This window comes from Methylomonas sp. (assembly GCF_023228165.1).
Taxonomy (GTDB): domain Bacteria; phylum Pseudomonadota; class Gammaproteobacteria; order Methylococcales; family Methylomonadaceae; genus Methylomonas.
Genome location: NZ_JALOBS010000023.1, coordinates 68,987 through 95,468, shown reverse-complemented (window position 1 = coordinate 95,468; position 26,482 = coordinate 68,987). Strand labels below are relative to the sequence as shown.

Annotated in this window: 26 protein-coding genes; 9 read left to right on the top strand and 17 right to left on the bottom strand. The window is 49.4% G+C overall.

Going from position 1 to position 26,482, the window contains the following annotated elements; all coding sequences use genetic code 11:
- Positions 1-239: 239 nt before the first annotated feature.
- From M0R33_RS17045 to orn, 3 genes are all read right to left on the bottom strand, one after another.
- Positions 240-620, bottom strand: a complete 381-nt coding sequence (locus tag M0R33_RS17045) for a group 1 truncated hemoglobin (protein WP_292571965.1) — start codon at positions 618-620, stop codon at positions 240-242.
- Between the two features lie 151 nt (positions 621-771).
- Entirely contained in the window at positions 772-2,043 is a 1,272-nt protein-coding gene (gene serS, locus M0R33_RS17040; protein WP_292571962.1) for a serine--tRNA ligase, read from the bottom strand.
- A gap of 85 nt (positions 2,044-2,128) precedes the next feature.
- Positions 2,129-2,674: an oligoribonuclease gene (gene orn, locus M0R33_RS17035; RefSeq protein ID WP_292571959.1), complete on the bottom strand. Its 546-nt coding sequence runs from the start codon at positions 2,672-2,674 to the stop codon at positions 2,129-2,131.
- A 101-nt stretch (positions 2,675-2,775) separates the two neighbouring features.
- On the opposite strand from orn, the gene M0R33_RS17030 reads away from it, so the two are divergent.
- The 5 genes from M0R33_RS17030 to M0R33_RS17010 all read left to right on the top strand — a co-directional run bounded on the left by M0R33_RS17030 (position 2,776) and on the right by M0R33_RS17010 (position 6,771).
- The gene (locus tag M0R33_RS17030; RefSeq protein WP_292571956.1) at positions 2,776-4,026 is read left to right on the top strand and encodes a M48 family metallopeptidase; all 1,251 of its coding nucleotides are present in this window, start codon (positions 2,776-2,778) and stop codon (positions 4,024-4,026) included.
- Positions 4,026-4,916 carry a ribosome small subunit-dependent GTPase A gene (gene rsgA, locus M0R33_RS17025; protein WP_292571954.1) on the top strand — a complete coding sequence of 297 codons (891 nt, stop codon included), beginning with the start codon at positions 4,026-4,028 and terminating at the stop codon, positions 4,914-4,916. The genes M0R33_RS17030 and rsgA overlap by 1 nt, the downstream gene beginning before the upstream one ends.
- 44 nt (positions 4,917-4,960) lie before the next feature.
- Positions 4,961-5,689, top strand: coding sequence for a TSUP family transporter (locus M0R33_RS17020; RefSeq protein ID WP_292571951.1), 729 nt, complete (start codon positions 4,961-4,963; stop codon positions 5,687-5,689).
- An 84-nt stretch (positions 5,690-5,773) separates the two neighbouring features.
- Complete coding sequence (gene crcB, locus M0R33_RS17015) at positions 5,774-6,481, top strand: fluoride efflux transporter CrcB (protein ID WP_292571948.1); 708 nt, start codon at positions 5,774-5,776, stop codon at positions 6,479-6,481.
- The gene (locus tag M0R33_RS17010; RefSeq protein ID WP_292571945.1) at positions 6,457-6,771 is read left to right on the top strand and encodes a DUF190 domain-containing protein; all 315 of its coding nucleotides are present in this window, start codon (positions 6,457-6,459) and stop codon (positions 6,769-6,771) included. Before crcB ends, M0R33_RS17010 begins: the two co-directional genes overlap by 25 nt.
- A 16-nt stretch (positions 6,772-6,787) precedes the next feature.
- On the opposite strand, the gene M0R33_RS17005 is transcribed toward M0R33_RS17010, so the two are convergent.
- Positions 6,788-7,126, bottom strand: a complete 339-nt coding sequence (locus M0R33_RS17005; RefSeq protein ID WP_292571942.1) for a histidine triad nucleotide-binding protein — start codon at positions 7,124-7,126, stop codon at positions 6,788-6,790.
- A gap of 167 nt (positions 7,127-7,293) precedes the next feature.
- On the opposite strand from M0R33_RS17005, the gene purD reads away from it, so the two are divergent.
- A complete protein-coding gene (gene purD, locus M0R33_RS17000) occupies positions 7,294-8,568 on the top strand; it encodes a phosphoribosylamine--glycine ligase (protein WP_292571939.1) in 1,275 nt (424 codons plus the stop codon).
- Positions 8,569-8,944: 376 nt separating this feature from the next.
- Positions 8,945-11,593, top strand: coding sequence for a PAS domain S-box protein (locus tag M0R33_RS16995; protein WP_292571936.1), 2,649 nt, complete (start codon positions 8,945-8,947; stop codon positions 11,591-11,593).
- A 15-nt stretch (positions 11,594-11,608) separates the two neighbouring features.
- Here M0R33_RS16995 and M0R33_RS16990 read toward each other — a convergent pair whose 3' ends face one another.
- Both M0R33_RS16990 and galU read right to left on the bottom strand, forming a co-directional pair.
- A complete protein-coding gene (locus M0R33_RS16990; RefSeq protein WP_292571934.1) occupies positions 11,609-12,916 on the bottom strand; it encodes an ATP-binding protein in 1,308 nt (435 codons plus the stop codon).
- A gap of 127 nt (positions 12,917-13,043) precedes the next feature.
- Positions 13,044-13,925, bottom strand: a complete 882-nt coding sequence (gene galU / locus M0R33_RS16985; RefSeq protein WP_292571931.1) for a UTP--glucose-1-phosphate uridylyltransferase GalU — start codon at positions 13,923-13,925, stop codon at positions 13,044-13,046.
- A gap of 144 nt (positions 13,926-14,069) precedes the next feature.
- Here galU and M0R33_RS16980 point away from each other — a divergent pair, with 144 nt between their 5' ends.
- Together M0R33_RS16980 and M0R33_RS16975 are read left to right on the top strand one after the other, a co-directional pair.
- Entirely contained in the window at positions 14,070-15,386 is a 1,317-nt protein-coding gene (locus M0R33_RS16980; protein ID WP_292571928.1) for a TolC family outer membrane protein, read from the top strand.
- A 33-nt stretch (positions 15,387-15,419) separates the two neighbouring features.
- The gene (locus tag M0R33_RS16975; protein WP_292571925.1) at positions 15,420-15,818 is read left to right on the top strand and encodes a hypothetical protein; all 399 of its coding nucleotides are present in this window, start codon (positions 15,420-15,422) and stop codon (positions 15,816-15,818) included.
- A gap of 35 nt (positions 15,819-15,853) precedes the next feature.
- Here the strand turns inward: M0R33_RS16975 and M0R33_RS16970 are convergent, their stop codons facing one another.
- The 11 genes from M0R33_RS16970 to M0R33_RS16920 all read right to left on the bottom strand — a co-directional run bounded on the left by M0R33_RS16970 (position 15,854) and on the right by M0R33_RS16920 (position 26,460).
- Entirely contained in the window at positions 15,854-16,111 is a 258-nt protein-coding gene (locus M0R33_RS16970) for a hypothetical protein (RefSeq protein ID WP_292571923.1), read from the bottom strand.
- Positions 16,112-16,242: 131 nt separating this feature from the next.
- Entirely contained in the window at positions 16,243-17,019 is a 777-nt protein-coding gene (locus M0R33_RS16965; protein ID WP_292571920.1) for a heme-binding protein, read from the bottom strand.
- 258 nt (positions 17,020-17,277) lie between these two features.
- Positions 17,278-17,775 carry a phosphatidylglycerophosphatase A gene (locus M0R33_RS16960; RefSeq protein ID WP_292571917.1) on the bottom strand — a complete coding sequence of 166 codons (498 nt, stop codon included), beginning with the start codon at positions 17,773-17,775 and terminating at the stop codon, positions 17,278-17,280.
- Positions 17,759-18,694 (bottom strand): thiamine-phosphate kinase, encoded by a 936-nt coding sequence (gene thiL / locus M0R33_RS16955; RefSeq protein WP_292571914.1) that lies wholly within the window; start codon positions 18,692-18,694, stop codon positions 17,759-17,761. Before thiL ends, M0R33_RS16960 begins: the two co-directional genes overlap by 17 nt.
- Positions 18,694-19,137 (bottom strand): transcription antitermination factor NusB, encoded by a 444-nt coding sequence (gene nusB / locus M0R33_RS16950; RefSeq protein WP_292571913.1) that lies wholly within the window; start codon positions 19,135-19,137, stop codon positions 18,694-18,696. Before nusB ends, thiL begins: the two co-directional genes overlap by 1 nt.
- On the bottom strand, positions 19,137-19,613 hold the full coding sequence (gene ribE / locus M0R33_RS16945) for a 6,7-dimethyl-8-ribityllumazine synthase (RefSeq protein WP_292571910.1): 477 nt from the start codon (positions 19,611-19,613) through the stop codon (positions 19,137-19,139). The genes nusB and ribE overlap by 1 nt, the downstream gene beginning before the upstream one ends.
- A 51-nt stretch (positions 19,614-19,664) precedes the next feature.
- Positions 19,665-20,777 (bottom strand): bifunctional 3,4-dihydroxy-2-butanone-4-phosphate synthase/GTP cyclohydrolase II, encoded by a 1,113-nt coding sequence (gene ribBA / locus M0R33_RS16940; RefSeq protein WP_292571907.1) that lies wholly within the window; start codon positions 20,775-20,777, stop codon positions 19,665-19,667.
- Positions 20,774-21,430 (bottom strand): riboflavin synthase, encoded by a 657-nt coding sequence (locus M0R33_RS16935; protein ID WP_292571904.1) that lies wholly within the window; start codon positions 21,428-21,430, stop codon positions 20,774-20,776. The genes ribBA and M0R33_RS16935 overlap by 4 nt, the downstream gene beginning before the upstream one ends.
- 16 nt (positions 21,431-21,446) lie before the next feature.
- Entirely contained in the window at positions 21,447-22,535 is a 1,089-nt protein-coding gene (gene ribD, locus M0R33_RS16930; RefSeq protein WP_292571901.1) for a bifunctional diaminohydroxyphosphoribosylaminopyrimidine deaminase/5-amino-6-(5-phosphoribosylamino)uracil reductase RibD, read from the bottom strand.
- A complete protein-coding gene (nrdR, locus tag M0R33_RS16925) occupies positions 22,532-22,984 on the bottom strand; it encodes a transcriptional regulator NrdR (protein WP_292571898.1) in 453 nt (150 codons plus the stop codon). The genes ribD and nrdR overlap by 4 nt, the downstream gene beginning before the upstream one ends.
- A 92-nt stretch (positions 22,985-23,076) precedes the next feature.
- The gene (locus M0R33_RS16920) at positions 23,077-26,460 is read right to left on the bottom strand and encodes a mechanosensitive ion channel domain-containing protein (RefSeq protein WP_292571895.1); all 3,384 of its coding nucleotides are present in this window, start codon (positions 26,458-26,460) and stop codon (positions 23,077-23,079) included.
- Between the last annotated feature and the right edge of the window lie 22 nt (positions 26,461-26,482).

Below are 26,482 nucleotides of genomic sequence, written 5' to 3'. Positions count from 1 at the left end.
ATTGTCAAATTTATTTTTCAGCCACCGCCCGAAGCCCGAACCGAAACCGCAAACAAACCCGACACCAACGAACCACTTAAACACCGCCGCATCGCCCCGAGACTCCGTCGACCAAAACACGTCAACCCCGAAGAGCCGCCCATTATACGGCCTCTTTATTTCTCGTCAAGAAATTATTTTACTATTTTTAAAATCCAAATCGGCCGCAGGATCGGAGTCCCACGGCCTCGCGCCTTGGTCTATTTACCTAAAATCTCACCACGAACCGATTCTACTAAAGTAGCGGCCTCTTCAATCAATTCAGCGGGTACATTCAATTGCTGCAAGGTTGCACCTAAATGCCCCATAACAATATCAAAATGCGTATCGTTCAAACCCATGGCAACCAGCCGAGCATGGCCGTCTCGCAACGAACGCCCCGTATATTGATTCGGGCCGCCAAACGCAACCGTCATAAAGGCTTTTAAATGCGCAACCTGTTTTGCCATATCCGTTTTATCGAAAAAACGATTGATACGATAGTCGCTTAAAACTTTATCGTAAAAAACATCCACGGCCGCGTTAACCGCCGCTTCGCCACCCAATCGCTCATACAGAGACATGGTTTGGTTTTCGCTCATAGCACCTCCTCTAAAAGTTTGGTTTTTTATTTGTTTTTGACTTCAGCACCCGTCAGCCTAAAAACTACCGCCGGTGCGAAATCGCGAGGAATGATACTACCGAATAGTTTTGACTCAAAACCAATCCGTACAATCAGTTGCGTATATTTAGTTAATCTATACGATCCAACCCACCCATATACTGTCGCAAAACCTCAGGCACTGTGATGGTTCCGTCTGCATTCTGATAATTTTCCATAACCGCGATCAACGTTCTACCTGCCGCCAAACCGGAACCGTTCAGGGTATGCACCAATTCTGGCTTCCCTGTTTCAGGGTTTCGCCAACGCGCCTGCAACCGTCTTGCCTGAAAATCTTTAAAATTACTGCATGATGAAATTTCACGGTATTTTTGCTGACCTGGCAACCACACCTCCAGATCGTAAGTTTTGGACGAAGAAAAACCGGTATCGCCGGCACATAACAAAACCTTACGATAGGGTAGCTTTAATTTCTTCAAAATTGTTTCGGCATGATTGGTCAAATCCTCATGCGCTTGCGCCGATTGTTCAGGCTTGACAATTTGCACCAACTCGACCTTTTCAAACTGATGCTGCCGAATCATACCGCGCACATCGCTACCATAAGCTCCTGCCTCACTACGAAAACAAGGTGAATGACAGACGTATTTCAGAGGCATGTGTTTAGCATCCACTATCACATCTCGGACGATATTAGTAACCGGGACTTCGGCAGTTGGAATCAAGTAAAATGCCGGGTCATTTTTGACCGTGAACAAATCCGCTTCGAACTTAGGCAGTTGCCCGGTCCCCCTTAAACTATCCGCATTTACCAGAAAGGGCACGTAGGTTTCCTGATAACCATGCTCATTAGTATGTGTATCCAGCATCAGCTGAATAATGGCCCGCTGCAAAGTCGCGAGCTTTCCAGCCAGCACCACAAAACGCGCGCTGGCAATTTTTGCGCCCAACTCAAAATTCATGCCTAGCGGCTCACCTAAATCAACATGGTCCTTAGGCGTAAAACTAAACTGCGGCAAATCGCCCCAACGACTGATTTCGAGGTTATCAGCATCACTTTTTCCGGCCGGAACAGCCGCATCCAGCATGTTCGGCACGCCTTCCATGATGTTGTTCAACCGGGCTTGAATCTCGCCTAATTCAGCTTCCGCCGACTTAAGTTGATCACCCAAGTCCTGGACTTGATCTAGCAACGGCTGAATATCCTCACCCTTGCCTTTAGCCTGACCGATGGCTTTTGAACGGGTATTGCGCTCATTTTGCAGCTCTTGGGTCTTAACCTGAATATCTTTTCGGCGATTCTCCAATCCCAGATAAGTCTCGGCATCGAAGTCTATGCCGCGCCTTTTAAGTTGTTGTTGAACCAATTCCAGTTCGCTTCTGAATAAACGAGGATCTAGCATGTGAATGTGTTACCTGAATTTGAAATAAATTGAGTCGAGAGGGTATCATTTCGACTTTAAAAGACCGGGAAAGCGATATCTAAATTTATACCTTGAAGAAATGTTCCCGATAATATTTCAGCTCTTCAATGGATTCAATAATGTCATCGAAGGCTTTATGACTGGCTTTCTTATTAAAACCATTTTTGAGATGCGGCGCCCAGCGCCCTGCCAATTCCTTTACCGTGGACACATCCAGGTTTCGATAATGAAAAAACGCTTCCAGCTTGGGCATATATCGATATAAAAACCGCCGATCCTGGCAAATACTGTTACCGCAAATGGGTGATGCTTTGGGCGGCAACCAGTTCTCTAAAAACTCCAGCGTTAAAGCTTCGGCAGCGGCGGCAGTAATGTTTGACTCCTTAACGCGTTGGATCAAACCGGATTGGCCATGATGCTGCTGATTCCACTCATCCATCCCAGCCAACGCCGCATCGGATTGATGAACAGCCAGAACAGGACCTTCCGCCAGCAAATTCAGATTTTTGTCGGTGACGACCGTGGCAATTTCGATTATCAAATCGGTATCAGGATCAAGCCCGGTCATTTCCAGATCGATCCAAATGAGGTTGTCAGCATCCTGAGCCATTTATATTTCCGTTGAGACTTATAGATTAATATGTTGCGGCAAATTGTAGCATTAGCTACTCTGTACCGCTAATTGTTAACCCCTTCCACATATTCGTATCAATGAACATCTTTACAGTCATTTTTTTATTTGCGCTCATTCTTTCCTATGGCATACAGTTTTGGCTGTCCAGCCGGCAAAAAGCCTATGTCGCCGGGCATCGCGAACAGGTTCCACCAGCTTTCAAGGATAGAGTGACATTACCCGCCCATCAAAAAGCCGCCGATTACACCATTGAAAAAAGTAAATTGGGCGATATCGACGGCGGCGTCGGCATGCTGTTCTTACTGTTGTTGACCGTGGGTGGCGGTATCAGCTTGGTATTCGATTTTTGGTCGACTTTCGACCTATCGACCATGTGGGCGGATTTGATCTCCGTAGCCAGCATTTTCATGTTGATGACAGTTATCGAAATTCCGTTCGGTCTGTATCAAACTTTTGTGATTGAAGACAAATACGGCTTTAACAAAAACACCCTGCCGCAATTCGCCAAGGATCAACTCATTTCTATCAGCCTTACACTAGGCATAGGCCTACCCATTATGGCCCTGATTTTGTGGGTGATGGATAGCATCGGCAGCCTATGGTGGCTTTATGCCTGGGCCATCATCATGACTTTCTCTTTATTGATGAGTTGGCTATTCCCTACCCTGATTGCACCGTTATTTAACAAATTTACCCCTATGCAGGACGGCAGCCTAAAAGACCGCATCAAGAACCTGCTGGAACGCTGCGGCTTTAACAGTCAGGGTATTTTTATCATGGACGGATCACGCCGATCCGGCCACGGCAATGCTTACTTCACCGGCCTGGGTAATAACAAACGCATCGTATTTTTCGATACGCTGGTCAATTCACTGGATGAAGAAGAACTGGAAGCCGTTTTGGCCCACGAATTAGGCCACTTTAAATGCAAACATGTGATTAAAATGCTGATCGCCTCTTCCGTGATGACCCTGATCAGCTTTGCGGTATTAGGCTGGCTGATTACGCAGGATTGGTTTTTCGACGGACTGGGCGTCACCACGCACTCCAACGCAGCGGCATTGCTGTTGTTCATGTTGGTATCGCCGGTATTTACCACCTTTATGCAGCCCATTAGCGCCTATTTTCAACGCAAATTTGAATTTGAAGCCGACGAATTCGCCACCCGCCACGCCAAAGGCAGCAAAATGATCAGCGGCTTGGTAAAGCTCTACGAAGAAAACGCCAGCACATTGACCCCTGACCCTATATATTCCGCTTTCCATTATAGCCATCCACCCGCAGCGATCCGCATTGCGCATATCGAAGAAAAAATGCAATCCGCCTGATGACCACACTGACGGAAGGATTGGTTATCGCCCACCTTGGCAAGGGTATAGCTGTCGAAGTGGGCGGACAAATCATCCTCTGCCAGACCCTGCGCAAGCTGGATACGGTAGTGGTGGGTGACCGGGTTTTACTATCGCTGCCCGCGCCCGATCAAGGCCGTATCGAACAACTGCTGCCACGACGATCCGTATTGCAACGCCCCAGTCGCGGCGAGCAGATCCGCCCCGTCGCCGCCAATATCGACACGATTTTCGTCGTATTTGCCGCCGAACCGGATTGCGATTTTCTATTGCTGGATCAATATCTGGCCATATGCGAAAACTGCACTATCGATGCCGCCCTGGTATTCAATAAGATCGACCTGCCCCGTTCCGATACGGTCGAACTGGAACTGCAAAATTACCTGGCGTTGGGTTATTGTCTATACCGGGTAAGCGCCAACCAACAGATTGGCCTGGACGCTTTGCAAAAAGTTTTATCGACTCAAACCAGCATGTTTGCCGGCCAATCCGGTGTTGGAAAATCCTCATTGACGAACACATTGCTGCCCGACAGAACGCTAAAAATCAACAGCGTTTCCGAAACCACCCGCCATGGCCGCCACACCACAACCGCTGCCACCCTGTATCATTTACCCGCTGGAGGCGATTTGATCGACAGCCCCGGCGTGGCGATTTTTGGTTTGGCGGGTTTATCGGAAGCGCAGCTCGCCTGGGGCTATCGGGAATTCCATCCCTTTATAGGCCAATGCCGGTTCAATGATTGCCGCCACCTTAACGATAAAGATTGCGCCGTTAGGCAAGCAGCGGAAAACGGCTCGATTCCTACCAGCCGCTACCAACGATTTCTCAAACTCCGAGAAAAAATGCCGCCGGGCAATCGCAACTAAATATTCAGATATTTCGTTAAATTCATGGCTTACCGGAGATCATCATGCCTCCTGAAATTTTCCTGACTATAGCAATAACCGCTTTCATTCAAAGTATCTTCGGTGCCGGGGTATTACTGTTCGGCACCCCGCTATTACTGCTACTCGGCTACCCTTTCGTCGATGTACTAGTGGTATTATTGCCGGTATCACTGGTGATTAATTTGCTGCAAATACTTAAGCATCATCCCCATGTCGATGTTGTTTTGTACCGAAAAATCTTGCTGTTGACACTACCTCCCATTGCAATATTTTTGTTTCTGGTCACTCATATCCGCCTCAACATAGGGCTGGTTATCGGACCATTTTTGCTATTGATTGCCTTGAAAGAACTTTCCACTGCTAGCGCCCGATTAATAGACCGGTTAATGCGCCACGAAACGGTTTATTGTGTCGTCATGGGCGTGGTACATGGGATCAGCAATCTGGGCGGCTCGCTATTGACGGCACTGGTTCACCACAAAAATTACCAGAAAGACGTGGCGCGGGTTACCATCGCCGCCTGTTACGGCACCTTTGCCCTGATTCAATTGCTGACGCTTTGGCTGTTTACTCGACAACAAATCGATGTGCCAATTTACGACGACGTCATTTATCTTACCGTGGGTGCGTTGGTCTTCGTTTTCACCGATGAAACCTTCTATAATCGGATAGACCGCCGGAAATACCGACGTATTTTCGCCGGCTTTCTGGCCTTGTCCGGCTTGATATTAATTGGTAAAGGTTTAAGTTAATAATGCAACCGCACACTGGACAATCTTTTTTGCCGCAACGCTAATTCAGATTCCGAGGCCGAGCCCGATGATTCAAGATAAGCCATGAACCAACTGATCGCCATCGCATTAGGCGGCTCCCTTGGCGCCGTGTTGCGCTTTTTGGCGGCAAACGGCATATACGCCGTTTTAGGCCGCAGTTTTCCCCACGGCACTCTGTTTGTGAATGTGCTGGGTTCCTTGTTGATGGGGTTGCTCACCGAGTTGATGGTACAACGCTTCGCCTTCGCTGTAGAGTATCGTGCCGCGATTTTAGTCGGCTTTCTTGGCGCGTTTACCACTTTCTCTACCTTCGCCCTAGAAACGTTATATCTGCTTGAGGCAGGTAGTCTGCTAAAAGCGTTTTTAAATATTTTCTTGAGCGTGGTTCTATGTCTGACCGCCTGCTGGGTGGGCCTGATCTGGGGCCGCACGGTATTTTCAGAGCCTATCGCACCCTGGTTAAACCAACATTTGCCGGCCCTGGAGTTTGTAGCAAGCTTTCTAGCCGTGTTCGCTCTTTCCATACTGGCCGAGTGGCTGATCAATCGTTTCAACTTGAGCACCGAAATGCGGGCCATTTTTTTTGTGCTACTGCTGGGCGTATTGACGATTTCCTCAACCTTATGGTTCGGCTTTAAAATCTCATCACTGCAGGCTGAGTTTCATCACCTGCTGAGCTTATTTATCATCAACAGCTTATTGGGCGTATTGATGATCTGGTCTGGTTCATGGATAGGAAATTGGTTATGGCAATTCAAACTGTCACCGTAGCCCGCATTTACTTGCGGGAAGGCGAACACCTGCTCGCTACTTTGATTAAACTGCTGCACGATGAAGAAAAAGTGTCAGGCGTGACCGTGCTGCGCGGCATCGGCGGTTTCGGCCCGGACGGTCAGGTACATATAGCCTCCTTGATAGATCTTTCCCTGGATTTGCCGTTAATCGTCGAGTTTTACGACACCACGGAACGAGTGGAAACGATTTTGCTGCATTTGGAAACCCATATGGGCTTGTCCCATGTTGTCACATGGCAAGCCCAGGGTCGTTTGCCGAACCGTTAAGTCCGTAAATACACCATTAACCCGGCGGCCATGCCATACGTCTGCCGCCCATGACATGTAAATGCAGGTGATGCACGGTCTGTCCGCCATCATCGTTACAGTTAAATACGGCACGATAACCTGATTCGGCATAGCCGTGTTCTTCCGCAATACAAGCGGCGATTTTCAGCATATGACCGCCCAAGGCCGCTTCCTGCAGGGCATTCAAATTGGCAATGTGCAGTTTTGGCACCACTAACACATGCATGGGTGCTTGCGGGTTAATATCTTTAAACGCCAACACTTTTTCATCCTCAAAAACCACATCCGGTTTGATTTCGCCCCTTACCATTTTGCAAAACAGGCAATCCGTCATAGCAACTCCTAAACTTATAAAATTGAAATCAAATAGTATGCGTAACAACAAAACAACGCATCGCTCACGCTAACACGGCCGCCACATAAATTCCAACCCACACCGGTAAATCCCGTTAAAATTTACCCCAAAATTTGCACCAACCATTAACCCAAGGTTTTATCCACATGAAAATTTTGATCGTCGGCAGCGGTGGCCGTGAGCACGCCCTGGCCTGGAAGGCCAAACAATCAGCACAAGTCAGCCATGTTTTCGTCGCCCCCGGCAATGCCGGCACTGCATTGGAGTCCGGCGTAGAAAATGTCGCCATACAGCTGGACGATATAGCCGGTTTGTTAAATTTTGTACAAGCCCGTGATATTGGTTTAACCATCGTAGGTCCTGAAGTACCCTTGGTAAAAGGTATCGTCGACTCCTTTACCGCCGCCGGCATGGCCTGTTTTGGTCCCACCGCGCAAGCCGCGCAATTGGAAGGCTCTAAATCCTTCTGTAAAGATTTCATGGCCCGCCACGGCATCCCTTCCGCAGCATACGAAACATTTACCGATACGGAACAAGCGATCGCATACATCCAGCGCAAAGGCGCGCCGATTGTAGTCAAAGCCGATGGCCTAGCCGCCGGCAAAGGCGTGATTGTGGCGCAAACCGAACAACAGGCGATTGATGCCGTACAAGACATGCTGTCCGGCAATAGCTTTGGCGACGCCGGCCACCGCGTGGTTATCGAAGAATTTTTAGCCGGCGAAGAGGCAAGTTTCATCGTCATCGCCGACGGTCTGCATGCCTTAGCCATGGCCACCTCACAAGACCACAAAGCCCGAGACAACGGTGATCAGGGACCTAATACCGGCGGCATGGGCGCCTACTCACCCGCGCCTATTGTCACGCCGGAAATTCACCAACGAGTGATGAACGAAGTCATAAACCCGACACTAAAGGGTATGCGCGAAGACGGCAACGAATACACGGGATTTTTGTATGCCGGCCTGATGATCGATAAAAACGGCGACATCAAAGTATTGGAATACAACTGCCGTTTCGGCGACCCGGAAACTCAACCGATTATGATGCGTTTAAAAAGCGATCTGATCAAACTGTGTCAGGCGGCACTTAACAAAACGCTCGATCAGATCAGCACCGAATGGGACCAACGCCCGGCCTTGGGCGTGGTATTGGCAGCGGGCGGTTATCCGGACGACTACGCCACGGGAGATGTCATCCAAGGCTTACCCGACCGCGAAAGCGAGAACAGCAAAGTCTTTCACGCCGGCACCCAGCAAAAAAACGCACAAGTAGTTACCGCCGGAGGCCGTGTGCTATGCGCCTGCGCATTAGGCGATTCGATTGCCGACGCACAGACAAATGCCTATCAGCTTTGTCAGCAAATCGAGTGGCAGAATATTTATTACCGAACCGACATTGGTTTTAAAGCCATTCGCTAAATTCACATTTTCGCTTAGACAAAAAATAAGCAGACCTAATAGACTGGCCTGCTTATTTTCAGTAAATCCCCCATATCATCGGCCACTGATTTACTTTCCCGGCAAATACCTGACTGCGTACATAGGGTATATACAGACCGGCGTAATTCTACTTTTTGATTTCGTCCGCAAAATTTGAGCGGCAAGTCCACATATTGCACGTTTGTACGTTTCAATTATGCGTATTTTGTAAGAATATGCTTACAACACAAAGCCAACACCCTACCCGGGTATTCCAACACAGCCTTGCGATTATCGGGTTGGCAGATAATTTGTTATAACTAGCTGTTTTTCACCGACCATGCTTAAGAGTTAACACCCAAATTCATAAAACACCTTGAATAATTCACTCATCGCCCGCTTGCAAGACAAAAAAAAGTGGCAGCTATGGCTGGCGGCCGAGGTATTGGCGGTATTTATGATATTGCCCATTGTTGCGGGCATGAATATACTCATCGAAGATCGAGTGACAGCCCATTATCTGCTGACCGGACTGGTGACATCCATTGTGGTAGCGTCGGTCATTAGCGGCTTAACGATTTATTTTTTAACCACGCTGACCCAAACCCAGCAAGAAAACCAACACCTTGCCAGCATTATTAACGCCTGCCCGGTACCGATCGCCCTAAATGACGACTCTACGAATATCCTGCTAATCAACCCTGAATTCACTAAAGTATTCGGGTACACCGGAGACGATATTCCGACCTTGCAGTGCTGGTGGTCGAAAGCTTATCCCGACGCCAATTACCGACGATGGGTAGCTGATACTTGGCGGTCTCATTTGGACGTCATCCGCTCCAATGGCGGTACTTTCGACCCTCTGGAAGTCAAGATTTGCTGTAAAAACGGCGATACCAAAATCACACTTGCCACAGCCACCCCTTTGGAACCCGCTCACCGGGGCTTGCACCTGGTGGTGCTGTACGACATTACCGAAAAAGCGCACACGTCCGCTGCCCTGCGGGAATCCAATACCATCCTAGAATCAATTATTGAAACCATCCCGATGCGGGTGTTCTGGAAAGATCTTGACTCCCGCTATCTGGGCTGTAACACTGCATTCGCTCGGGATAGCGGCGCGGCAAGGCCAGCCGATGTTATTGGCCGACTGGATTCCGAGCTTGCATGGCGCGATCAAGCCGAGTTATATCGCGCCGATGACCAACAAGTCATGCAATCCTGCCTGAGCAAATTGACTTACGAGGAACCGCAAACCACTCCCGAAGGTCAGCCCATTTGGTTACGCACATCCAAAACGCCTTTGCGGGACAACCAGGCCAAGGTAATCGGCGTTTTAGGTGTATACGAAGACATTACCAAACGCAAGCAATCTGAACACGAGCTATGGTTAGCCAAAACCATGCTGGATAGAAGCGAAACCGCATTTTTCATGATTAATGCCTCCGGCAAAATCCAATATGTTAATGACTGCGCCTGCTCTTCGCTGGGTTATCGCCGAGAAGAATTATTAGACATGTACCCCTGGAACTTTGACCCGGACTTTCCAGAAACTGCCTGGCCGGATCTCTGGCGATCACTACGGACGGATAAATTCATCAACCTTGAAACCCGCCATCGCCATAAAAATGGCCAATTATTTAGCGTCAGTATCACCGGTCATTACATCATTTACAATGGAGAAGAAATTAGCTTTACCATTGCTCAAGACATCACGGAACGCAAACGTATTGAAGCCGCATTGAAGAAAAAGGAGCGTTATCAACGCGCTCTGCTCGATAACTTTCCTTTTGAAGTATGGTTAAAAGATCCTCAAAGCCATTTCCTGGCTGTAAATAAAGTATTTGCCAATACCTATGGCTCGACCGACCCGGATGCATTAATCGGCAAGTCGGATTACGACATTAATAGTAAGACAATAGCGGATGCCCACCGTGACGACGATATATCCGTCATGATTTCCAGACAACAAAAAATGACGGTGGAATGCATTGAAGATGCGCACGGGACACGCTGGATAGAAACCTTCAAAGCACCCGTTATCGACACCAACGGCTTACTATTAGGCACAGTCGGCTTTTCCCATGATATTTCCGACCGAAAACGCAGCGAAACCCAATTGCGTATTGCCGCCACTGCTTTCGAAGCTCAGGAAGGCATGGTGATCACCGATGCGGATACCGTGATTTTGAATATCAATCGCTCGTTTACCGAGCTTACCGGCTTTAAGCCTGAAGACGTGGTCGGCCACGGCATGAATGTTTTGAGATCCGGCATTCACGATGACGCGTTCTATAGCGAGATGTGGGCTAGCATTGCAAAATCAGGTTACTGGCAGGGCGAAATCTGGAATCGCCGCAAAAATGGTGATCCCTATCTGGAATGGCTCACCATTACCGCCGTCAAGGATCAAGCAGGGGTTGTAACTCATTATGTCGGCACCATGCTAGACATTACGGCCCGTAAAGAGCAAGAAGAGGTAGTCAAACACTTAGCCCATTTTGATGTACTGACGGACTTACCCAATCGCACCCTGCTTACTGACCGCCTGCAGCAAGCTTTGGCCCAAGTTCGACGCGAAAAAGCCAAACTGGCTGTTATGTTTTTGGATTTGGATAAGTTCAAACCGGTCAACGACAATTTGGGACATGGCATTGGCGATCTGCTGCTGCGCGAAGTTGCCAAGCGTTTACAAACATGCATAAAGCGAGAAACCGACACCGTGGCCCGTTTAGGCGGGGATGAATTTGTGATTTTGCTTTCCCCTATCGACCATGCGCAAGACGCTACCTCGGTAGCGGAAAAAGTGGTGCATGCACTCAACCAGCCATTTCAAATTGAACAACATACCATCAACATTTCCATCAGCTTGGGCATCGCCCTTTACCCTTCGCACGGCATTGATGCCAAAACCTTGCTAAAAAGAGCCGACAACGCCATGTATCAGGCCAAAGAAGCTGGACGGAGTTGTTTCAAGTTTTTCAACGAACAGCATAAACCAACTGGGCCTAAGGGGTCGGCCTGAGTAAACTGTTATCCATCACGGCAAAGGTATCCAGGCCGAAACGCGCATACCGGCACCCGGACTCGAGTTTAACGCGACTTCGCCCGCCAATGATTTGATACGTTCCTTGATGCCGCGCAAACCAAAACCCCGGCTAGGGCTACGCATATCACAACCCTGACCATCGTCCGTCACGTTCAAATACAATTTATGTTCGGCATCCTGCAACCGCAGCTCAATCCAAACCTGTTGCGCGTCGGCATGACGGATTACGTTGGTAAGGCATTCCTGTATCACTCTGAAGATTTGCCGGGCAATATTCTTGTCCAGCAGCTCGTCCACTTCATCGCTACAGATAATATTTAATTTCAGATCGGGATTACGTTCCGACCAATGATTAACCATATCTTCCAGTGTGGCCTTTAAACCTAATTCGGTTAACACCAACGGGTGCAATTGCTGCATCATCGAACGCAAAACCAAAGTCAAGTGATCGCAAATATCGCTGATGGTGGCGGTAATTTGTCCGACGTCGGCAGTTTGCCGGGACGCCGTGACAGCCATGACCTTGATGGCGGTCAAGGATTGGCCGAATTCGTCATGCAATTCCTGCGATAAATGCTGACGCTCCTCCTCTTGAATGGCCAACGAGTGCTGGGTCAAATCGCTATTTTCCTGGCGGGTCTTTTCCAACTCTACCGTCATGTGGTTAATGGCTTTAGCGATATTGTCGAATTCTACCGTAGAAAACGCCGGCAACTGCTGTTTGTACCGACCGGTTTCGATAATACGCAAGGCCTCTACAATAACGCTGATAGCTTTCAACGACTTATTGAAAACCAGATTAACCCCAAAAAAACTCAATAAGGTCAGCAGTGAAAGTGCGCTAAAAAAACCCAGGCTTTCTTGCCAGACTTCGGTGATTTCATCCAATGGCCGAGGCTCGATGATCAGCGTCAGTACCTCACCGTCCTGCGTATAGATTTGGTGCTCGGCTTTTGGATAATCCCCTTTGACCGCCCGTATAAACCAGGCCGGCGGCATATCTTCCGGATGACTGGGTTGCTGTTCGCCGGCAAAATGCATCAGTTGCCCATCCGGTTTTTGTAATTGAATGCTCAGATGACGAGTTTGACGCAGAGCCCGAAACCGAGACAAATCCCCAACATTTTGTGCGGTCTCGGCCATGCCGAGGGTAATGAGTTGCAAAGCCAGATGAACAGAGGCATCGACTTCTTTTTCGACCGCCTGTCTTGCCTGCCAGATCGCTATAGCGCCCCCGAGCAGCAAAATGCACAGCGACGAAAATAGAATGCGAAAAATAATCTGGTAGCGCAGACTCATAAGAACCGGTAGAAAATAAACCGGCTATTATGGTCGCTCAACTGCCTGTTTGCTATAGGAAAAATTCTTTTTATGGTGGAAATACTCAGGCCGGATACCGGCAGTGACCGATATCCGGGTATGAAAATTAGATTTTTTCGACCCTTTGTTTCAGATAATCGGCAAATTCCGCTTTGATTTCCGGGTGCAACAAACCGTATTCGACATTCGCCAGCAAGAAACCAAATTTGGAGCCGCAATCATATCGGTTACCTTTAAACTCGTACGACAAGACTTGTTCATCTTGCATCAAGGCTGCAATGGCGTCGGTCAACTGAATTTCACCGCCAGTACCGCGACCGGTGGTTTCGATTTTCTCGAAAATAGCTGGCGTTAAAACATAGCGGCCAACCACGGCAATATTGGAAGGTGCCACTTCCGGTTTGGGTTTTTCGACGATCGATTTCAACTGGCCCACGCCAGGCGCGGTTTCGTTATGTTCGACAATGCCGTATTTATGCGTTTCTTTAGGGTCGACCCGCTCGACGCCCAAAATACTACATTGTTGCTGTTCGAACAGTTCCACCATTTGTTTCATACAACCGCGATTGCCGTCCTCAATCAGATCATCCGGCAAAATCACCGCAAACGGCTCGTCTCCGACAATGGGTTTGGCGCAATGCACCGCGTGCCCCAAGCCCAAAGCTTGGCCCTGACGCACGAATACGCAAGACACATGCGCAGGCAACAGTTCATGCAACATTTTTAACAATTCGGTTTTACCGCTTTTTTCCAGTTCTTTTTCCAGTTCGTAAGACTTATCGAAATGATTCGGGATAGAATCTTTATTACGGCCGGTAACAAAAATCATGGTGTCGATGCCGGCTGCTATGGCCTCTTCAACTGCATATTGAATCAAGGGCTTATCGACAACAGGCAACATTTCCTTGGCCACAGCTTTGGTAGCGGGCAGCGAACGGGTGCCAAGACCGGCAACAGGAAAAACGGCTTTGGTAACTTTTTTGGTCATAATAGCTCTTTGAGTTGGGTTTTTATTTTGACGAATCGATACTGAGGGCCTAACCTTATGCAAGACTTAAATTAAGCTGCAGAAGTATCTGTATTTTAGGCCATAATGCATTTTAATTTTCACACCTTCGTACGAGACATTGTAATGATAAGACTGTTGGCGACGCTCTGGCTAGCGTTGATACCATTAAATTTGGCTTTTGCCGACGACTTGATGGATATTTATCAGTTGGCCCGGCAAAATGATCCTCAATACCGTAGCAGTGACATCAACCAGCTTGCTGTAGCTGAAGTCAAGTCGCAGAGCATCGCACAAATGCTGCCCAATTTAGCGCTTTCCGCGAGTAGTAATCGCCAACGCATTCAAAGCATCAGGGGTGGATTCAGTATTTCGGGTACAGGCTTGCAACACTATTGGGACAGTGCCTTAGCCGTCAGCCTGAAACAACCGGTATTCAATTGGGCGCACTGGGTACAACTGGATCAAGCCGAAAACAAAATCGCTCAGGCGGAAGCGCAATTTCAAGCCGAGCAACAAAATTTAATGGTTCGAACCGTCGAAGCCTATTTTAATGTACTGGCGGCGCAGGATAACCTGGAGTTTGTACAGGCCGAAAAGAAAGCGATTGAAAAACAACTGGAACAGGCTAAACAACGTTTCGACGTCGGCATCATTGCCATTACCGACGTTTATGAGGCGCAAGCCGGTTTCGATCGGGCCCGCGCAGCCGTTATCGCGGCAGAAAATCAGCTGGATAACAGCAAGGAAAAACTCCAGGAAATCGTTGGTTTACACAACGTTAACTTAAAGAAACTACCGGAAGCCATACCCCTGATTCCACCTGAGCCGCAAGATATTGCATCCTGGTCCAACTCAGCGGAAAGCAACAACTTTTCCATTGTTTCTCAAATTAACCAAACCGAATTCATACGCAAAAACATAGAGCTGCAAGAATCAAAACACCTCCCCACGTTGGATCTGGTGGCGCAATACCGACAATTGGATAACGGCAACCAGGTCGGTTTCCGCGGTGACAACGAAAGCTTTGGCCTGCAATTCAACATGCCGTTATACGAAGGTGGCGGCACGGTTTCTCGTACCCGCCAGGCCCAATATGAGTTCGAACAAGCTAAAGAAGACCTGGTCAAAGTGAAACGTAGCGTTAACCGCGAAGTAAAAGATGCCTACCGGGGTGTCATCGCCAGTATCGATCAAGTACAAGCCCTCAAATCCACCACTGAATCCGGCGCCTTGGCGGTTGAAGCAGCGGAAGCCGGCTTGGAAGTAGGCACGCGAACCATGGTCGATGTGCTGGCCATTCAACGCGACCTATATAGAGCCAAAAGCGACTACGCCCGAGGCCGTTACGACTATCTGATTAGCGGCATAAAGCTGAAACAAGCTGCCGGCAATTTGAGCGAAGACGATTTAGTAATCATTAATCAATATCTGCAAAATTAACCTTAAACCATCAAATCATTTACGAGGGAAATCATGAAAAAACACTTACTCGTTGGCTTGTTACTAATGCCCATTACCGCCTCGGCTCAGAACATGGGTGGTATGCCAATGACAGAGGCGCAAATGCAACAGATGATGCAACAGGCAAAAAGCATGCAAAATTGTATGGCTAACATTGATCAAGCCGAAATGGAGGCTTTTAAACAAAAAGCCGAAGCCCTGGACAGCGAAGTCAAAGCCCTTTGCGCGGCGGGAAAGCGCGATGCGGCCATGGCGCGCGCGCTGGCATTTGGCAAGGAAGCCGCTCAAAGCAATATTATGCAGGACATGAAAAAATGCGGTGAAGGCATGAAAAACATGATGCCGATGCTGCCTAAAACCGCGCAAACCACCAATGCATCAGGCAGTCCCAAGCATATTTGCGACCAATAAAACCCGGTTTGCTGCTTAGGTAAGCATACTGCGGCCTAGGGCTGAGCCGCATCATCTGGTATAAATCCGTGAGGCGCTTTAGCGCCACCCAATGACTTGCTTTGCTGCCCTTGTAATAATAAAGCCCGAATTCGTTCGCCCTGCTCGCGCCGCACTTTTTCCTGTTCGGCGTTGCGTTGATCAGCGAGCTGTTTAGCTCGCTGATCCTGACGAGTGTGGCAGATATCGACGACAAGCTGCGCCCCTAAAGTCCCCAAAAAAACTCCAAAAGCGATTTGCAGCATTAATTTCATGAGGTTTAGGCGTAATATTGTTTAGCTGAAAAGGGCTGAATATAAAATGGCCACTTAAGACAACCTTTCTAAGCGCCCCGTTCTAAGTAGTGTCATATCCGCGGAGAGGAACCTCTCCAAAAATCGATTCTTTACGGAACCGCCGGGCCGCCCGCGCCAATCTCTACAGCTATTTCATCTTCGCCGCCAACGGCACAAAGCGGATGCGCCCAACCACTGGTTTGCTCGTAGTCGATACCGTCCGTACCACCGGGACCTACGCCGCCGGGAATATGATCCAGACCTAATGCAGTTCTGGTTCTCCAGGCTATATTGTGATCAGCGCAGGAAGAATCGCCGCTGACGCCGAGGGCGCCCAACAGCTTTCCGGAAGCGTCATAGAGCGCCAGACCGCCGCCAAATACATTAACACCACCTATTTTTTCTCCTACTAAAGGGTCATTACGTTGGCCGTAATTCTTAGAAGGTCCTTTATAGGCGGCCCCGGTATCGACCGGGTTACTGAATTGCAGGCCGAACAAACTCCCTCCGGGTTGAGTGGCGCTGTACAAATTCGCGGTAGACAACGCAAGCCCCGGAAGGCTAAAGGCGTTCGCTGTATTCGCTTTTTGCGCGGAAATTACCCGACTACCGGGCCACTGGTCTCCCCGGTCTCCGCCGGTAAATGCCACCGCGCAAACGACACCGTCCCTATCCACGATGGTGCCCCACATATCCAAATCGAAACCGCCGTTCGCGGCTGTTCTGGCAGCGGTTAAAGCCGCTTTCAAAGCGGCATGGTTTGGCAAGGCCGCGCAATGCGAAGATGCCGAATGTGTTTTTTTTGAATGATCCGAATCAGCAAAGGCCGGATTCGATGCTGCCGCTAAACCGCCTAATAGCGCCAAATTTACGATTGATTTTTTCATTTTTATTCTTCCTCTGGTTATTTTTATGCATGCTTTTATTTAACAACTCAGTCCCTATACATAAAATCCAACCCCAAATCGCATCAGGGTTGGCGGATTCTATCCGGTATTTTCAAAACAGGTCAATTATCAACAAGCATGATTAATCAAGGTTAGTAACAAAAAAATATGAGTTAATTCAAAAATTTTTTTTGACTTATTTACCCGATAAAAATAGAACCTGGAAAAAACAGGCCTCGACCAGCGAATAAGCGAAGGCTAAAACCAAAGCCGCATCACGGCCGCTGCAAACAGACCCGCCACCACATCATCCAGCATAATGCCAAAGCCGCCTTCGACATGCTGATCAAACCATTTGATGGGCCAGGGTTTGACGATATCGAAGAATCTGAACAAAGCAAAGCCCGCCAGCAAACTTTGCCAGGAAAAAGGCAGCCAGCACATGGTGATCAAAAACCCGGCGATTTCATCCCAAACAATGCCGCCGTAATCATGTACCTGTAATTTTTGCGCCGCCTTATCGCAAATCGTTATGCCGGCCAATATACTGGTTATCGTACCGGCTAAATAAACCCACTCAGGACCTTGTATCAATAGCAGATAGATGGGTACGGCCGCAAGCGTACCCAGGGTACCCGGCATTTTCCTGCTTAAGCCGGAACCAAAACCGAAAGCCAACAACAGAATCGGGTCTTTGATGATTTGTAGCGCAGTCAAGCGGCTATTGCCGTAGGAGTCTCTAAGAAAAATGCTCAAAACCTTTTGCCTCGAATGTTTCGATTTTACCGGCCCGGACAATCCGCAAGCCCGGCTCCGCCTCGATCACCCCGACGTAGTGGCAGCCTTCGGGTAATTGTGGAACTGACTCGGCGGGAAGGGTGAAACATAATTCGTAATCATCCCCGGCCGTGAGCGGCATTGGCCAATCGCCGGAAATTTCGATGTATTGACGTACCTGAGCGGACATTGGCAATCGCTCCCAGTCCAAACAGGCGCCGACTTTGCTTTGCTCCAAAATATGCCTCAAATCGGAGCCCAATCCATCGGAAATATCGATACAGGCGTGCGCCACCTCGCGCAGCAAGATGCCTTCGGCAACACGCGGCTCTGGCTGATTAAAACAGCGTAACGGCAATTGCGGATCATCACAGACATAGCCATGCGTGACTTTCAAACCCAAGCCGGCGTTGCCCAATTGGCCGGTCACGAAAATCAGATCACCGACTTTCGCGTTGGAACGCAACAGCGCCCCGCCTCTCGGTACCACACCCATGGCTTGCACCGTTAAGGTCAAGGGCCCCGAGGTGGTGTCGCCACCGATCAGATCGACATGGTGTTGTTGAGCTAAACCAATGAACCCTGCAGCAAAGGCTTGCAGCCAAGTTTCATCCACTATGGGCAACGTTAAAGCCAAGGTCACCGCAAACGGTTCCGCGCCCATGGCCGCCAAATCGCTTAAGTTGACCGCCAGCAATTTGTGTCCTAAAAAATAGGGATCCGCATCGGCAAAGAAATGCACGTTTTCCACCATGGTGTCGGTGGTGACGGCTAATTGATAATCGGCTGGCGGATTCAGTAAGGCACAATCGTCGCCGATACCCAGCCAATTAAACGGATGCTGCGGCGCATGCACCGCAAAATAGCGCTTAATCAAATCAAATTCGGCCAAAGCCATCAGTTTTGCGACTTGGCCTGTCTGGCGGCAATTTCGACGGCACGATGTTTGTGCGACACCTTATCGAGTATGCCGTTCACGTATTTGTGACTGCCTTCCGCGCCGAAATCCTTTGCCAGATTGACGCCCTCGTTAATGATGACCTTGTATGGCGTCTCCAGCCGGTTGATCAATTCATAAGCACCAATACGCAATATGGCCCGCTCGACAGGATCGATTTTTTCCACCGGCCGATCGACAAATTCCGCCAACGCAGCATCGATAGTCGCCAGTTGTTTGGGAACGCCGTGAAACAACTCGTTGAAATAAGTTTTTTGCGCACCTTTTAAGTGCTCTTCTTCCAGAAAATAGGTTTCGATACGCGTCAGACTTTCGCCGCTCATCTGCCACTGGTACAAGGCTTGAACGGCACATTTGCGGGCATTGGTTTTTGCTTGACTCATTAAACGTCCATTGTGTTGAACAGACTGACCATTTCAATAGCGGATAAAGCCGCTTCAGCACCTTTATTGCCGGCCTTGGTACCGGCACGCTCGATGGCTTGTTCGATGCTGTCCACGGTCAACACCCCGAAACTGACCGGAATATCATATTGCAATGCCACATGCGCGATACCTTTGACGCATTCACCGGCCACATATTCGAAGTGCGGCGTACCGCCGCGAATCACCGCACCCAGAGCAATAATCGCATGGTATTTCTTGCTGGCGGCGATGCGTTGCACCACCATCGGCAATTCGAACGCTCCCGGGGCTTTCACCAAGGTAATTTCGTTCTTGTCGGCGCCATGACGCACCAAGGTATCAATGGCGCCCGCTTCCAGCTGTTCGACAATAAAGCTGTTGAAACGCGAGGAGACGATACAAAATTTGCCGCCTTGCGCGGAAAAATGACCTTCCAGAGTAGTGACTGCTGTCATAGGTTTACCTTCGTTAATGGTTTAAATGAATTTAAGAGTTTGCGGGCCCGATTAAACGGCAGCGTCGACATGCTCGACCACTTCCAAATCGAAACCCGACAAACCGATATATTTTTTCTGCGTGCCCATCACTTTCAAGCGCCGCACGCCCAAGTCGGACAATATCCGCGAACCGGTTCCGGTGGTACGCCAATCGGCATCGGCGCTTAAATCCCGGCTATTTTTAATGCCATGATCCAGCATTTGATAGGCGTGGATCAGTTCCACCAACGCCTTGTTATCTTCTTTCTGGCGAATCACCACCAGCACACCGCAACCGGCTTCGGCAATTTTTTTCATAGCTTCACGCACCGGCACGCTGCAATCGCTGCGTTGCGAGAAGAACAAGTCGTCTACCAGATTCCGGGCATGCACCCTGACCAGTACGGGCTCGTCGCCCGCCACATCGCCCATCACCAAGGCCAGATGCACGTTGTCATCATTGCGGTCTTGATAAGCGTATAACCTGAACTCGCCGAATTCGGTGGGATAGCTGCATTCGCTGATTCTTTCCAACGTGTTTTCGTGCTTGATGCGGTAATGGATCAAATCGGCAATGGTGCCGATTTTAAGGCCATGTTGCTCGGCAAGTTTCTCCAAGTCCGGACGTCGGGCCATGGTACCGTCGTCGTTTAAAATCTCGACAATCACGGCCGCCGGTTCCACGCCGGCCAAGCGGGCCAAGTCGCATCCTGCTTCGGTGTGCCCCGCCCGGTTCAACACACCTCCGGCCTGCGCCATTATCGGAAAAATGTGGCCAGGCTGTACCAAATCGGTGGGTTGGGCATCCCTGGAGACTGCCGCTTTAACGGTCAGCGCACGGTCGGCCGCGGAAATACCGGTAGTAACCCCTTCGGCGGCTTCAATCGACACGGTAAAATTAGTGGTATACGGGGTTTGATTGTCGCTGACCATCAACGGCAGGCGCAGTTGTTGGCAGCGCTCGCGGGTCAAGGTCAGACAGATCAACCCCCGGCCATATTTAGTCATGAAATTAATGTCTTCGGGCCGAACGAAGGCTGCCGCCATCAACAAATCGCCTTCGTTTTCCCTATCTTCGTCGTCCATGATGATAACCATTTTGCCCTGGCGTAAATCATCGATGATTTCTTCTATACTATTCATTTAATAAAACCACTGTTTTGTAATAAGGCCTCGGTGACGCCGGCTTGGCTCCTCGCTGCCGCGTCGCCTTGCATCAAGCGCTCCATGTAGCGGGCCAGCAGGTCCACTTCCAGATTTACTTCAAAGCCGACCCCGGTCGTACCCAGTGTGGTTTCCCGCAGGGTATGCGGCACGATGTTGACGGAAAAATAAGCCCCTTCGACCGTATTGACCGTTAAGCTGATGCCGTTGATGCAAATCGAACCTTTCTCGGCAATATATTTAGCCAGTGCGTCCGGAGCCTTGAATTTAAAACGAAGGGAACGACCGTCCGCTTGTTTTTCCACTACTTTGCCAATGCCATCCACATGCCCGCTGACAATGTGTCCGCCCAGACGAGTGGATGGGGTCAGCGCCAATTCCAAGTTGACTTCGGTGCCGGTGCGGGCGGTTTTTAAGGTGGTGCGCGACAAGGTTTCATTGGAGACATCCGCGCAGAAATAATGCGCCCCCAACTCCACCGCCGTCAGGCAGACACCGTTGACGGCAATACTGTCGCCCAGCGCGCAATCCGCCAACGACAACTTCCCGGTGTCGACCTTCAAACGGCAATCGCCTCCGCTCGGCTGAATGGCGGCTATGCTGCCGACCGCCAGGATAATGCCAGTAAACATCGCTTTCCTCTATGAGTTATCGGGACAATGTCAAGCGCAGATCAGGACCGACCTGCCTGATAGCGTTAAATTTAAAGTTCTTTTTAGCCGCCATGCTTTGCAATTCGGAAAAATGAAACAGGCCCCTGGCTTGATCGCCCAATACGCAAGGCGCCATATACACCAGCCATTCATCCACCAAATCCGTTTCCAGCAAAGCACCATTCAAAGTGGCGCCCGCCTCAATCCAAACCGTATTAATTTGCTGTTGCGCCAGAAGCTTGAAAACCTCGCTCAAATCCACCCGGCCCAATCGGCTGTCCACCTGCCAAACCTTGCAACCGGCATCCCGCAGCCGCAATTGTTTGGCGGGGTCGTCATGGCAAGTGATTACCCAAGTTTCGCCGGGCAGTTGCAGCATTTTAGCATTCAGCGGCATGCGCAGCTTCGAGTCCAGCACCACTCTGACCGGCTGTCTGGCGGTAAACTCCACTCGCGCATTTAAAGACGGATCATCGGCCAGCACGGTATCGATGCCGGTGACGATGGCACTACTTTCAGCCCGAAAGGTTTGCACATCCTGGCGTGCTTGCGGCGAGGTAATCCACCGGCTTTCACCATTGGCCAACGCTGTACGGCCATCCAGACTCATGGCCAGTTTACTGCGCACATAAGGCAAACCGGTTACCATGCGCTTGATAAAACCGCGATTCAATTGTTCGGCATCCGCCTGCAATAACCCGCAACTAACCTTTATGCCGGCCGCGCGCATTTTTTTTAAGCCATTTCCGGCCACCAGCGGATTGGGATCTTGCATGGCTACCACCACACGGCTAATGCCGGCCTGAATCAAGGCATCGCAACAGGGGCCGGTGCGGCCGTGATGACTGCACGGCTCCAAGGTGACATAAGCCGTTGCGCCCAGTGCATGCCTCGGTTCGGCCAGTTTCGCCAGCGCATCGATTTCGGCGTGAGCCTGACCGGCTTTAGCATGCCAGCCTTCGGCAAGTATTTGCCCATCCTTCACCAACACGCAACCGACCCGCGGATTGGGATCGGTGGTATACACCCCCTTCCTGGCCAGTTGCAAGGCTCTAGCCATAAACCCGGCGTCGGCGGCACTCATCTGTTCTGCAATTGTTCAATCATGTCGGTGAATTCGCTGACATCCTGAAAGCTACGGTAAACCGAGGCAAACCGCACGAAAGCCACATGGTCCAGCGCGCTCAATTCCTTCATGACCAATTCGCCGAGCTCATTGGCATGAATTTCCCGTTCGCCTTTACCCACCAGGACTTTTTTAATCCGATTAAGCGCCGCTTCCACGGCATCGACATTAACCGGACGTTTCTCCAATGCCCGTTGCATACCGGCGCGCAATTTGGCCTCGTTAAAAGCTTCGCGCGCGCCATTACGTTTGATAATGCGCGGTAGCGTCAATTCCACCACCTCAAAGGTGGTAAAACGTTCTTTGCAGGCCACGCACTCGCGGCGACGCTTAACCTGATCGCCCTCATCGGCCAATCGGGTATCGATGACCCGGGTATCTTGTGCAGAGCAAAAAGGACAACGCATTTGCTAAATTGGGCTTAAAACCGAACTATTGGAAAGCCGGTCATTTTATTACAGATTGGTTTTTTAATGAAATCGCTGACTTATCCAAACTCTCAAGCAGAAAAAATACCTTCTTCCACCGAGCGGATGTGGATGTCTCGTTGTGGAAACGGAATCTCGATATGATTCTCTTGCAAGGCCGCGTAAAACTTTTTATGCAATTCGTGCGTCACCGGTATCCTATCCCCCAACTCGCGCACGAATACGCAAACCCGAAAATCCAGGGAGCTTTCGCCGAATGTCATGAAACTGATGGAGGGCTCGGGTTCCGGCAATACCAATTTAACCGAATTAATCACGTCCTTTAACACCCGTTCCACCAGATCGACATTACTGCCGTAGCCGACACCTATCATCAACACAACCCGCGTGACTGTATCGGTCAGAGTCCAGTTCACCAAGCGCTCGGTGATGATATTTTTGTTCGGCACTACCAGTTCTTTCATATCCCAATCGATAATGTGGGTCGCTCGCATCTGAATTCTACACACCCGCCCGGTGACATCGCCTACCGTTACGGTATCGCCTACCCGGATAGGTCGCTCGAATAACAAAATAATCCCGGAAACCAAATTGGCGAAAATTTCCTGCAATCCGAAACCCAAACCCACACTGAGCGCGGCCACCAACCATTGCACTTGCGACCAACTACCGCCCAGCTCATTAGCAATGCACAAAAAAGCAATACTAACTAACAAATAACGCATCAATTGAATCAAGGCGTATCGGCTACCCGCCGTCATGGAAAATTTACCGGCGGACATCAAATCGACCAATCCGGGAAAGTTACTGACGAACACCACCGTTAAGCCGATGTAGAAGATACTGATCAATAAATTGATCAGGGTAATCCTGATGACGGTTTCCTTGCCGTCCACCATATCGCTATATTGCCAAAGCTCGATACGTTCGAAAATGGAAAATGCCGGCAAGATGTCCTTCCAAATCATCCAGACCCCGACGGTTAATGTCACCGCAACCACGGTCGTCAACAATTTATTACTTTGCTGATTAATTTTGGAAAGATCCAACAGGGTTTCTTCCTGCACATAAGCCCCTTCCGCGCCGGTATTCACATTAACCTGATCGGCTTGCTTGCGTTTCTGCCGAGCATTTTGCAACGCTAGCTGGCGCTTGGTTACCGTCAGCCAACGCAAAACCAGCGCGTGAAACAAAGCCGTGATAAACACCAGACGCAAGGTGATAATCAACTTATTTTCCAACTCCAACGCGCTTTGGTAATAACCCATTACTGCAAACCCAATCACAACCCAGGGCGCCAAAGTCGCTATCAGATACCAGATATAGCGAAAACGACTGAGCCAGTTATCGGAATAGGTATAAAACGATTTAGCCAAACCGGTCAGCGGGTGGGTAAAGCGATGAAAAATATAAGACATCGTCATCATCATAATAATTAGCGCGGTTCTGCCCAACGCGTGGCTTTGCTCCGAAAACAAATTGGTATTGGCCATGCTGACGATAAATACCGCCGGAATGATGATGAAACGCACCCACTTAATTTGACTGTACAGCAATTGCACCGAACGCTTTTGCCAGTGAAACAGCAACTCCGCCACACCTTCCGGTTTGAGCATTCGATAAAAAAACTGCATTATCGCCAACGGCACCGCGGCGGCTATCAATCCGGCGGCCACGGCACGGCTAAAGGCATCCGCATTGCCGGTCAAGGTCATCACCCAAGCCGTCCACACCATTAATAACGCCATAGGCAACGACAACAGCAGGATAAAACCCAAACTGCTTAACGTTTGGCTAAAATTCACCAAATATTGATTGGAACTGCATTTACTCAATATCGCCAATAAGCGCTGTTTTAAATCATTCCTATACCGCCAATATAAAACGATGACGGCAAAGACCAAAGCCAGCAAAAACACCGGATAGGTTTCCAAGCCCTGGATCAGATTTTCAACCGCATGCAACCAGTTGGACGGTGCAAAAAACCACACCGCGGAATGAAAGATATTGGTTAAATAAGCTTGGGTGATCACCGGCGCACTTGGCACCCACAACAAGCGCTGATCCAGATAAGCACCGAAGTGGTCGGCTCCGTTCAGCATTTGTTGTAAGACAAAATCGACATCGCCCAATAAGCGAGCATAGTCGCTGTAAGCCAAGGCCAGACGCCCAACCAGATCTTTCTGGTCGTTCAACAACATGCGCAGCTCGGTTCTGATCCGCAACGATTCAGCCGGATCAACATTAGCCGGTAATTGTTGTTCCAAACGGCTAAGCAAAGCCTGATTCACGTCCATCAGCTGCTTTTTGACTTCATCGAGTTTGAACATTTCCAAGCTAGCCGCGGCAATTTCCGTTTGAATGTTGTTATTCAGGTTGTTGTATTGCTTGCGTTGCGGAAGGTTGCGGCGCTGCTCTCTCAGTAAATTTCCCAAAGCCGGACTCAAACCCGCCAGACTGATTTTTTGCTCGGCACTTTGAAAATCTTTCTCTATTTGTTGCGAGCGGGTATCCAGTTCATTTTTTTGAGTTTGGTAGCGCTCGATATTCTTATTGACTTCCTGCAAATCCCGGTTGAAGCGCATGTTTTCCTTGGTCGCTTCCCGAATCAAAGGGTGCTTGCCTTCCGCTTCCTTTTCGGCTAACAGCAATTCAGCCTGCTCCCTATCGATTTCCTGTTGGCGCCTTTCCAGCAGATAGGCATCCAGTTCACCGATTAGCAACATCTGCCTTTCCCGCTGTAAACTTAAAAGGTGCATGCGGTCCTTTTGCAGCTGTAATTGCAAGGGATCGCTAATACTTTCCAGTCCCAGCATTTTCAAAGTGCTATTGAACAATCTTAGACGCGTTTCCACCTGAATTTGCCGTGCCTCTTTCTCCAACAAATTTTCAGTATTCTTGCTGGCCAGTCGCTGTTGTTCTTGTAGAGCGTCCGATTGCTTGGTTTTTATTTCGGCCGTTTTTTCCCGAATGGATTGCGGACTATTCATCAATTCAGTGATCAGTCCTTCGTTTTTGGCAATTTCGGCATCCAAATCGCTGAGCCGGGTTTTTTCAATCACCAAACGTTGCTCAAGCTCGTCAACCGGAAATGAGCTAAGTTTTTCCGATTTGCGCTGCCTCAGCAACGCTTCAGTCTCATTGATTTGCAACTGCAACTGCTTGGAATCCAGCGGCAGATTTCTTGTGGAGCGTTTAAAGTCTTCGGCTAGATTTTCCTGGCGCTGCACTTGCCTTAGGTTATCGTCACTTTCCTGATAAGCGGCAAGAATGCGATTTTTCAGTTCTTCCGATATGTTTTGCCTATCTTTAATAGACGCTATCCGCTGCTGAATCTCGTCCAACGTGATACTTTTTACAGCCTGTTTTTGATTCCCGGCCCAAGCTAGGTTTACACTGAATAAAAACGCTATCAACCCAAGCGACAAGCCATATTTGCAAGTATTAAAACTCATGTATTTGAAAACCAGACGGAAA

Bases quoted from the DNA above. Each gene is read 5' to 3' on its own strand.
- M0R33_RS17045 (WP_292571965.1), bottom strand. From the start codon at position 620: ATGAGCGAAAACCAAACCATGTCTCTGTATGAGCGATTGGGTGGCGAA.
- serS (WP_292571962.1), bottom strand. From the start codon at position 2,043: ATGCTAGATCCTCGTTTATTCAGAAGCGAACTGGAATTGGTTCAACAA.
- orn (WP_292571959.1), bottom strand. From the start codon at position 2,674: ATGGCTCAGGATGCTGACAACCTCATTTGGATCGATCTGGAAATGACC.
- M0R33_RS17030 (WP_292571956.1), top strand. From the start codon at position 2,776: ATGAACATCTTTACAGTCATTTTTTTATTTGCGCTCATTCTTTCCTAT.
- rsgA (WP_292571954.1), top strand. From the start codon at position 4,026: ATGACCACACTGACGGAAGGATTGGTTATCGCCCACCTTGGCAAGGGT.
- M0R33_RS17020 (WP_292571951.1), top strand. From the start codon at position 4,961: ATGCCTCCTGAAATTTTCCTGACTATAGCAATAACCGCTTTCATTCAA.
- crcB (WP_292571948.1), top strand. From the start codon at position 5,774: ATGAACCAACTGATCGCCATCGCATTAGGCGGCTCCCTTGGCGCCGTG.
- M0R33_RS17010 (WP_292571945.1), top strand. From the start codon at position 6,457: ATGGCAATTCAAACTGTCACCGTAGCCCGCATTTACTTGCGGGAAGGC.
- M0R33_RS17005 (WP_292571942.1), bottom strand. From the start codon at position 7,126: ATGACGGATTGCCTGTTTTGCAAAATGGTAAGGGGCGAAATCAAACCG.
- purD (WP_292571939.1), top strand. From the start codon at position 7,294: ATGAAAATTTTGATCGTCGGCAGCGGTGGCCGTGAGCACGCCCTGGCC.
- M0R33_RS16990 (WP_292571934.1), bottom strand. From the start codon at position 12,916: ATGAGTCTGCGCTACCAGATTATTTTTCGCATTCTATTTTCGTCGCTG.
- galU (WP_292571931.1), bottom strand. From the start codon at position 13,925: ATGACCAAAAAAGTTACCAAAGCCGTTTTTCCTGTTGCCGGTCTTGGC.
- M0R33_RS16980 (WP_292571928.1), top strand. From the start codon at position 14,070: ATGATAAGACTGTTGGCGACGCTCTGGCTAGCGTTGATACCATTAAAT.
- M0R33_RS16975 (WP_292571925.1), top strand. From the start codon at position 15,420: ATGAAAAAACACTTACTCGTTGGCTTGTTACTAATGCCCATTACCGCC.
- M0R33_RS16970 (WP_292571923.1), bottom strand. From the start codon at position 16,111: ATGAAATTAATGCTGCAAATCGCTTTTGGAGTTTTTTTGGGGACTTTA.
- M0R33_RS16965 (WP_292571920.1), bottom strand. From the start codon at position 17,019: ATGAAAAAATCAATCGTAAATTTGGCGCTATTAGGCGGTTTAGCGGCA.
- thiL (WP_292571914.1), bottom strand. From the start codon at position 18,694: ATGGCTTTGGCCGAATTTGATTTGATTAAGCGCTATTTTGCGGTGCAT.
- nusB (WP_292571913.1), bottom strand. From the start codon at position 19,137: ATGAGTCAAGCAAAAACCAATGCCCGCAAATGTGCCGTTCAAGCCTTG.
- ribE (WP_292571910.1), bottom strand. From the start codon at position 19,613: ATGACAGCAGTCACTACTCTGGAAGGTCATTTTTCCGCGCAAGGCGGC.
- ribBA (WP_292571907.1), bottom strand. From the start codon at position 20,777: ATGAATAGTATAGAAGAAATCATCGATGATTTACGCCAGGGCAAAATG.
- M0R33_RS16935 (WP_292571904.1), bottom strand. From the start codon at position 21,430: ATGTTTACTGGCATTATCCTGGCGGTCGGCAGCATAGCCGCCATTCAG.
- ribD (WP_292571901.1), bottom strand. From the start codon at position 22,535: ATGAGTGCCGCCGACGCCGGGTTTATGGCTAGAGCCTTGCAACTGGCC.
- nrdR (WP_292571898.1), bottom strand. From the start codon at position 22,984: ATGCGTTGTCCTTTTTGCTCTGCACAAGATACCCGGGTCATCGATACC.
- M0R33_RS16920 (WP_292571895.1), bottom strand. From the start codon at position 26,460: ATGAGTTTTAATACTTGCAAATATGGCTTGTCGCTTGGGTTGATAGCG.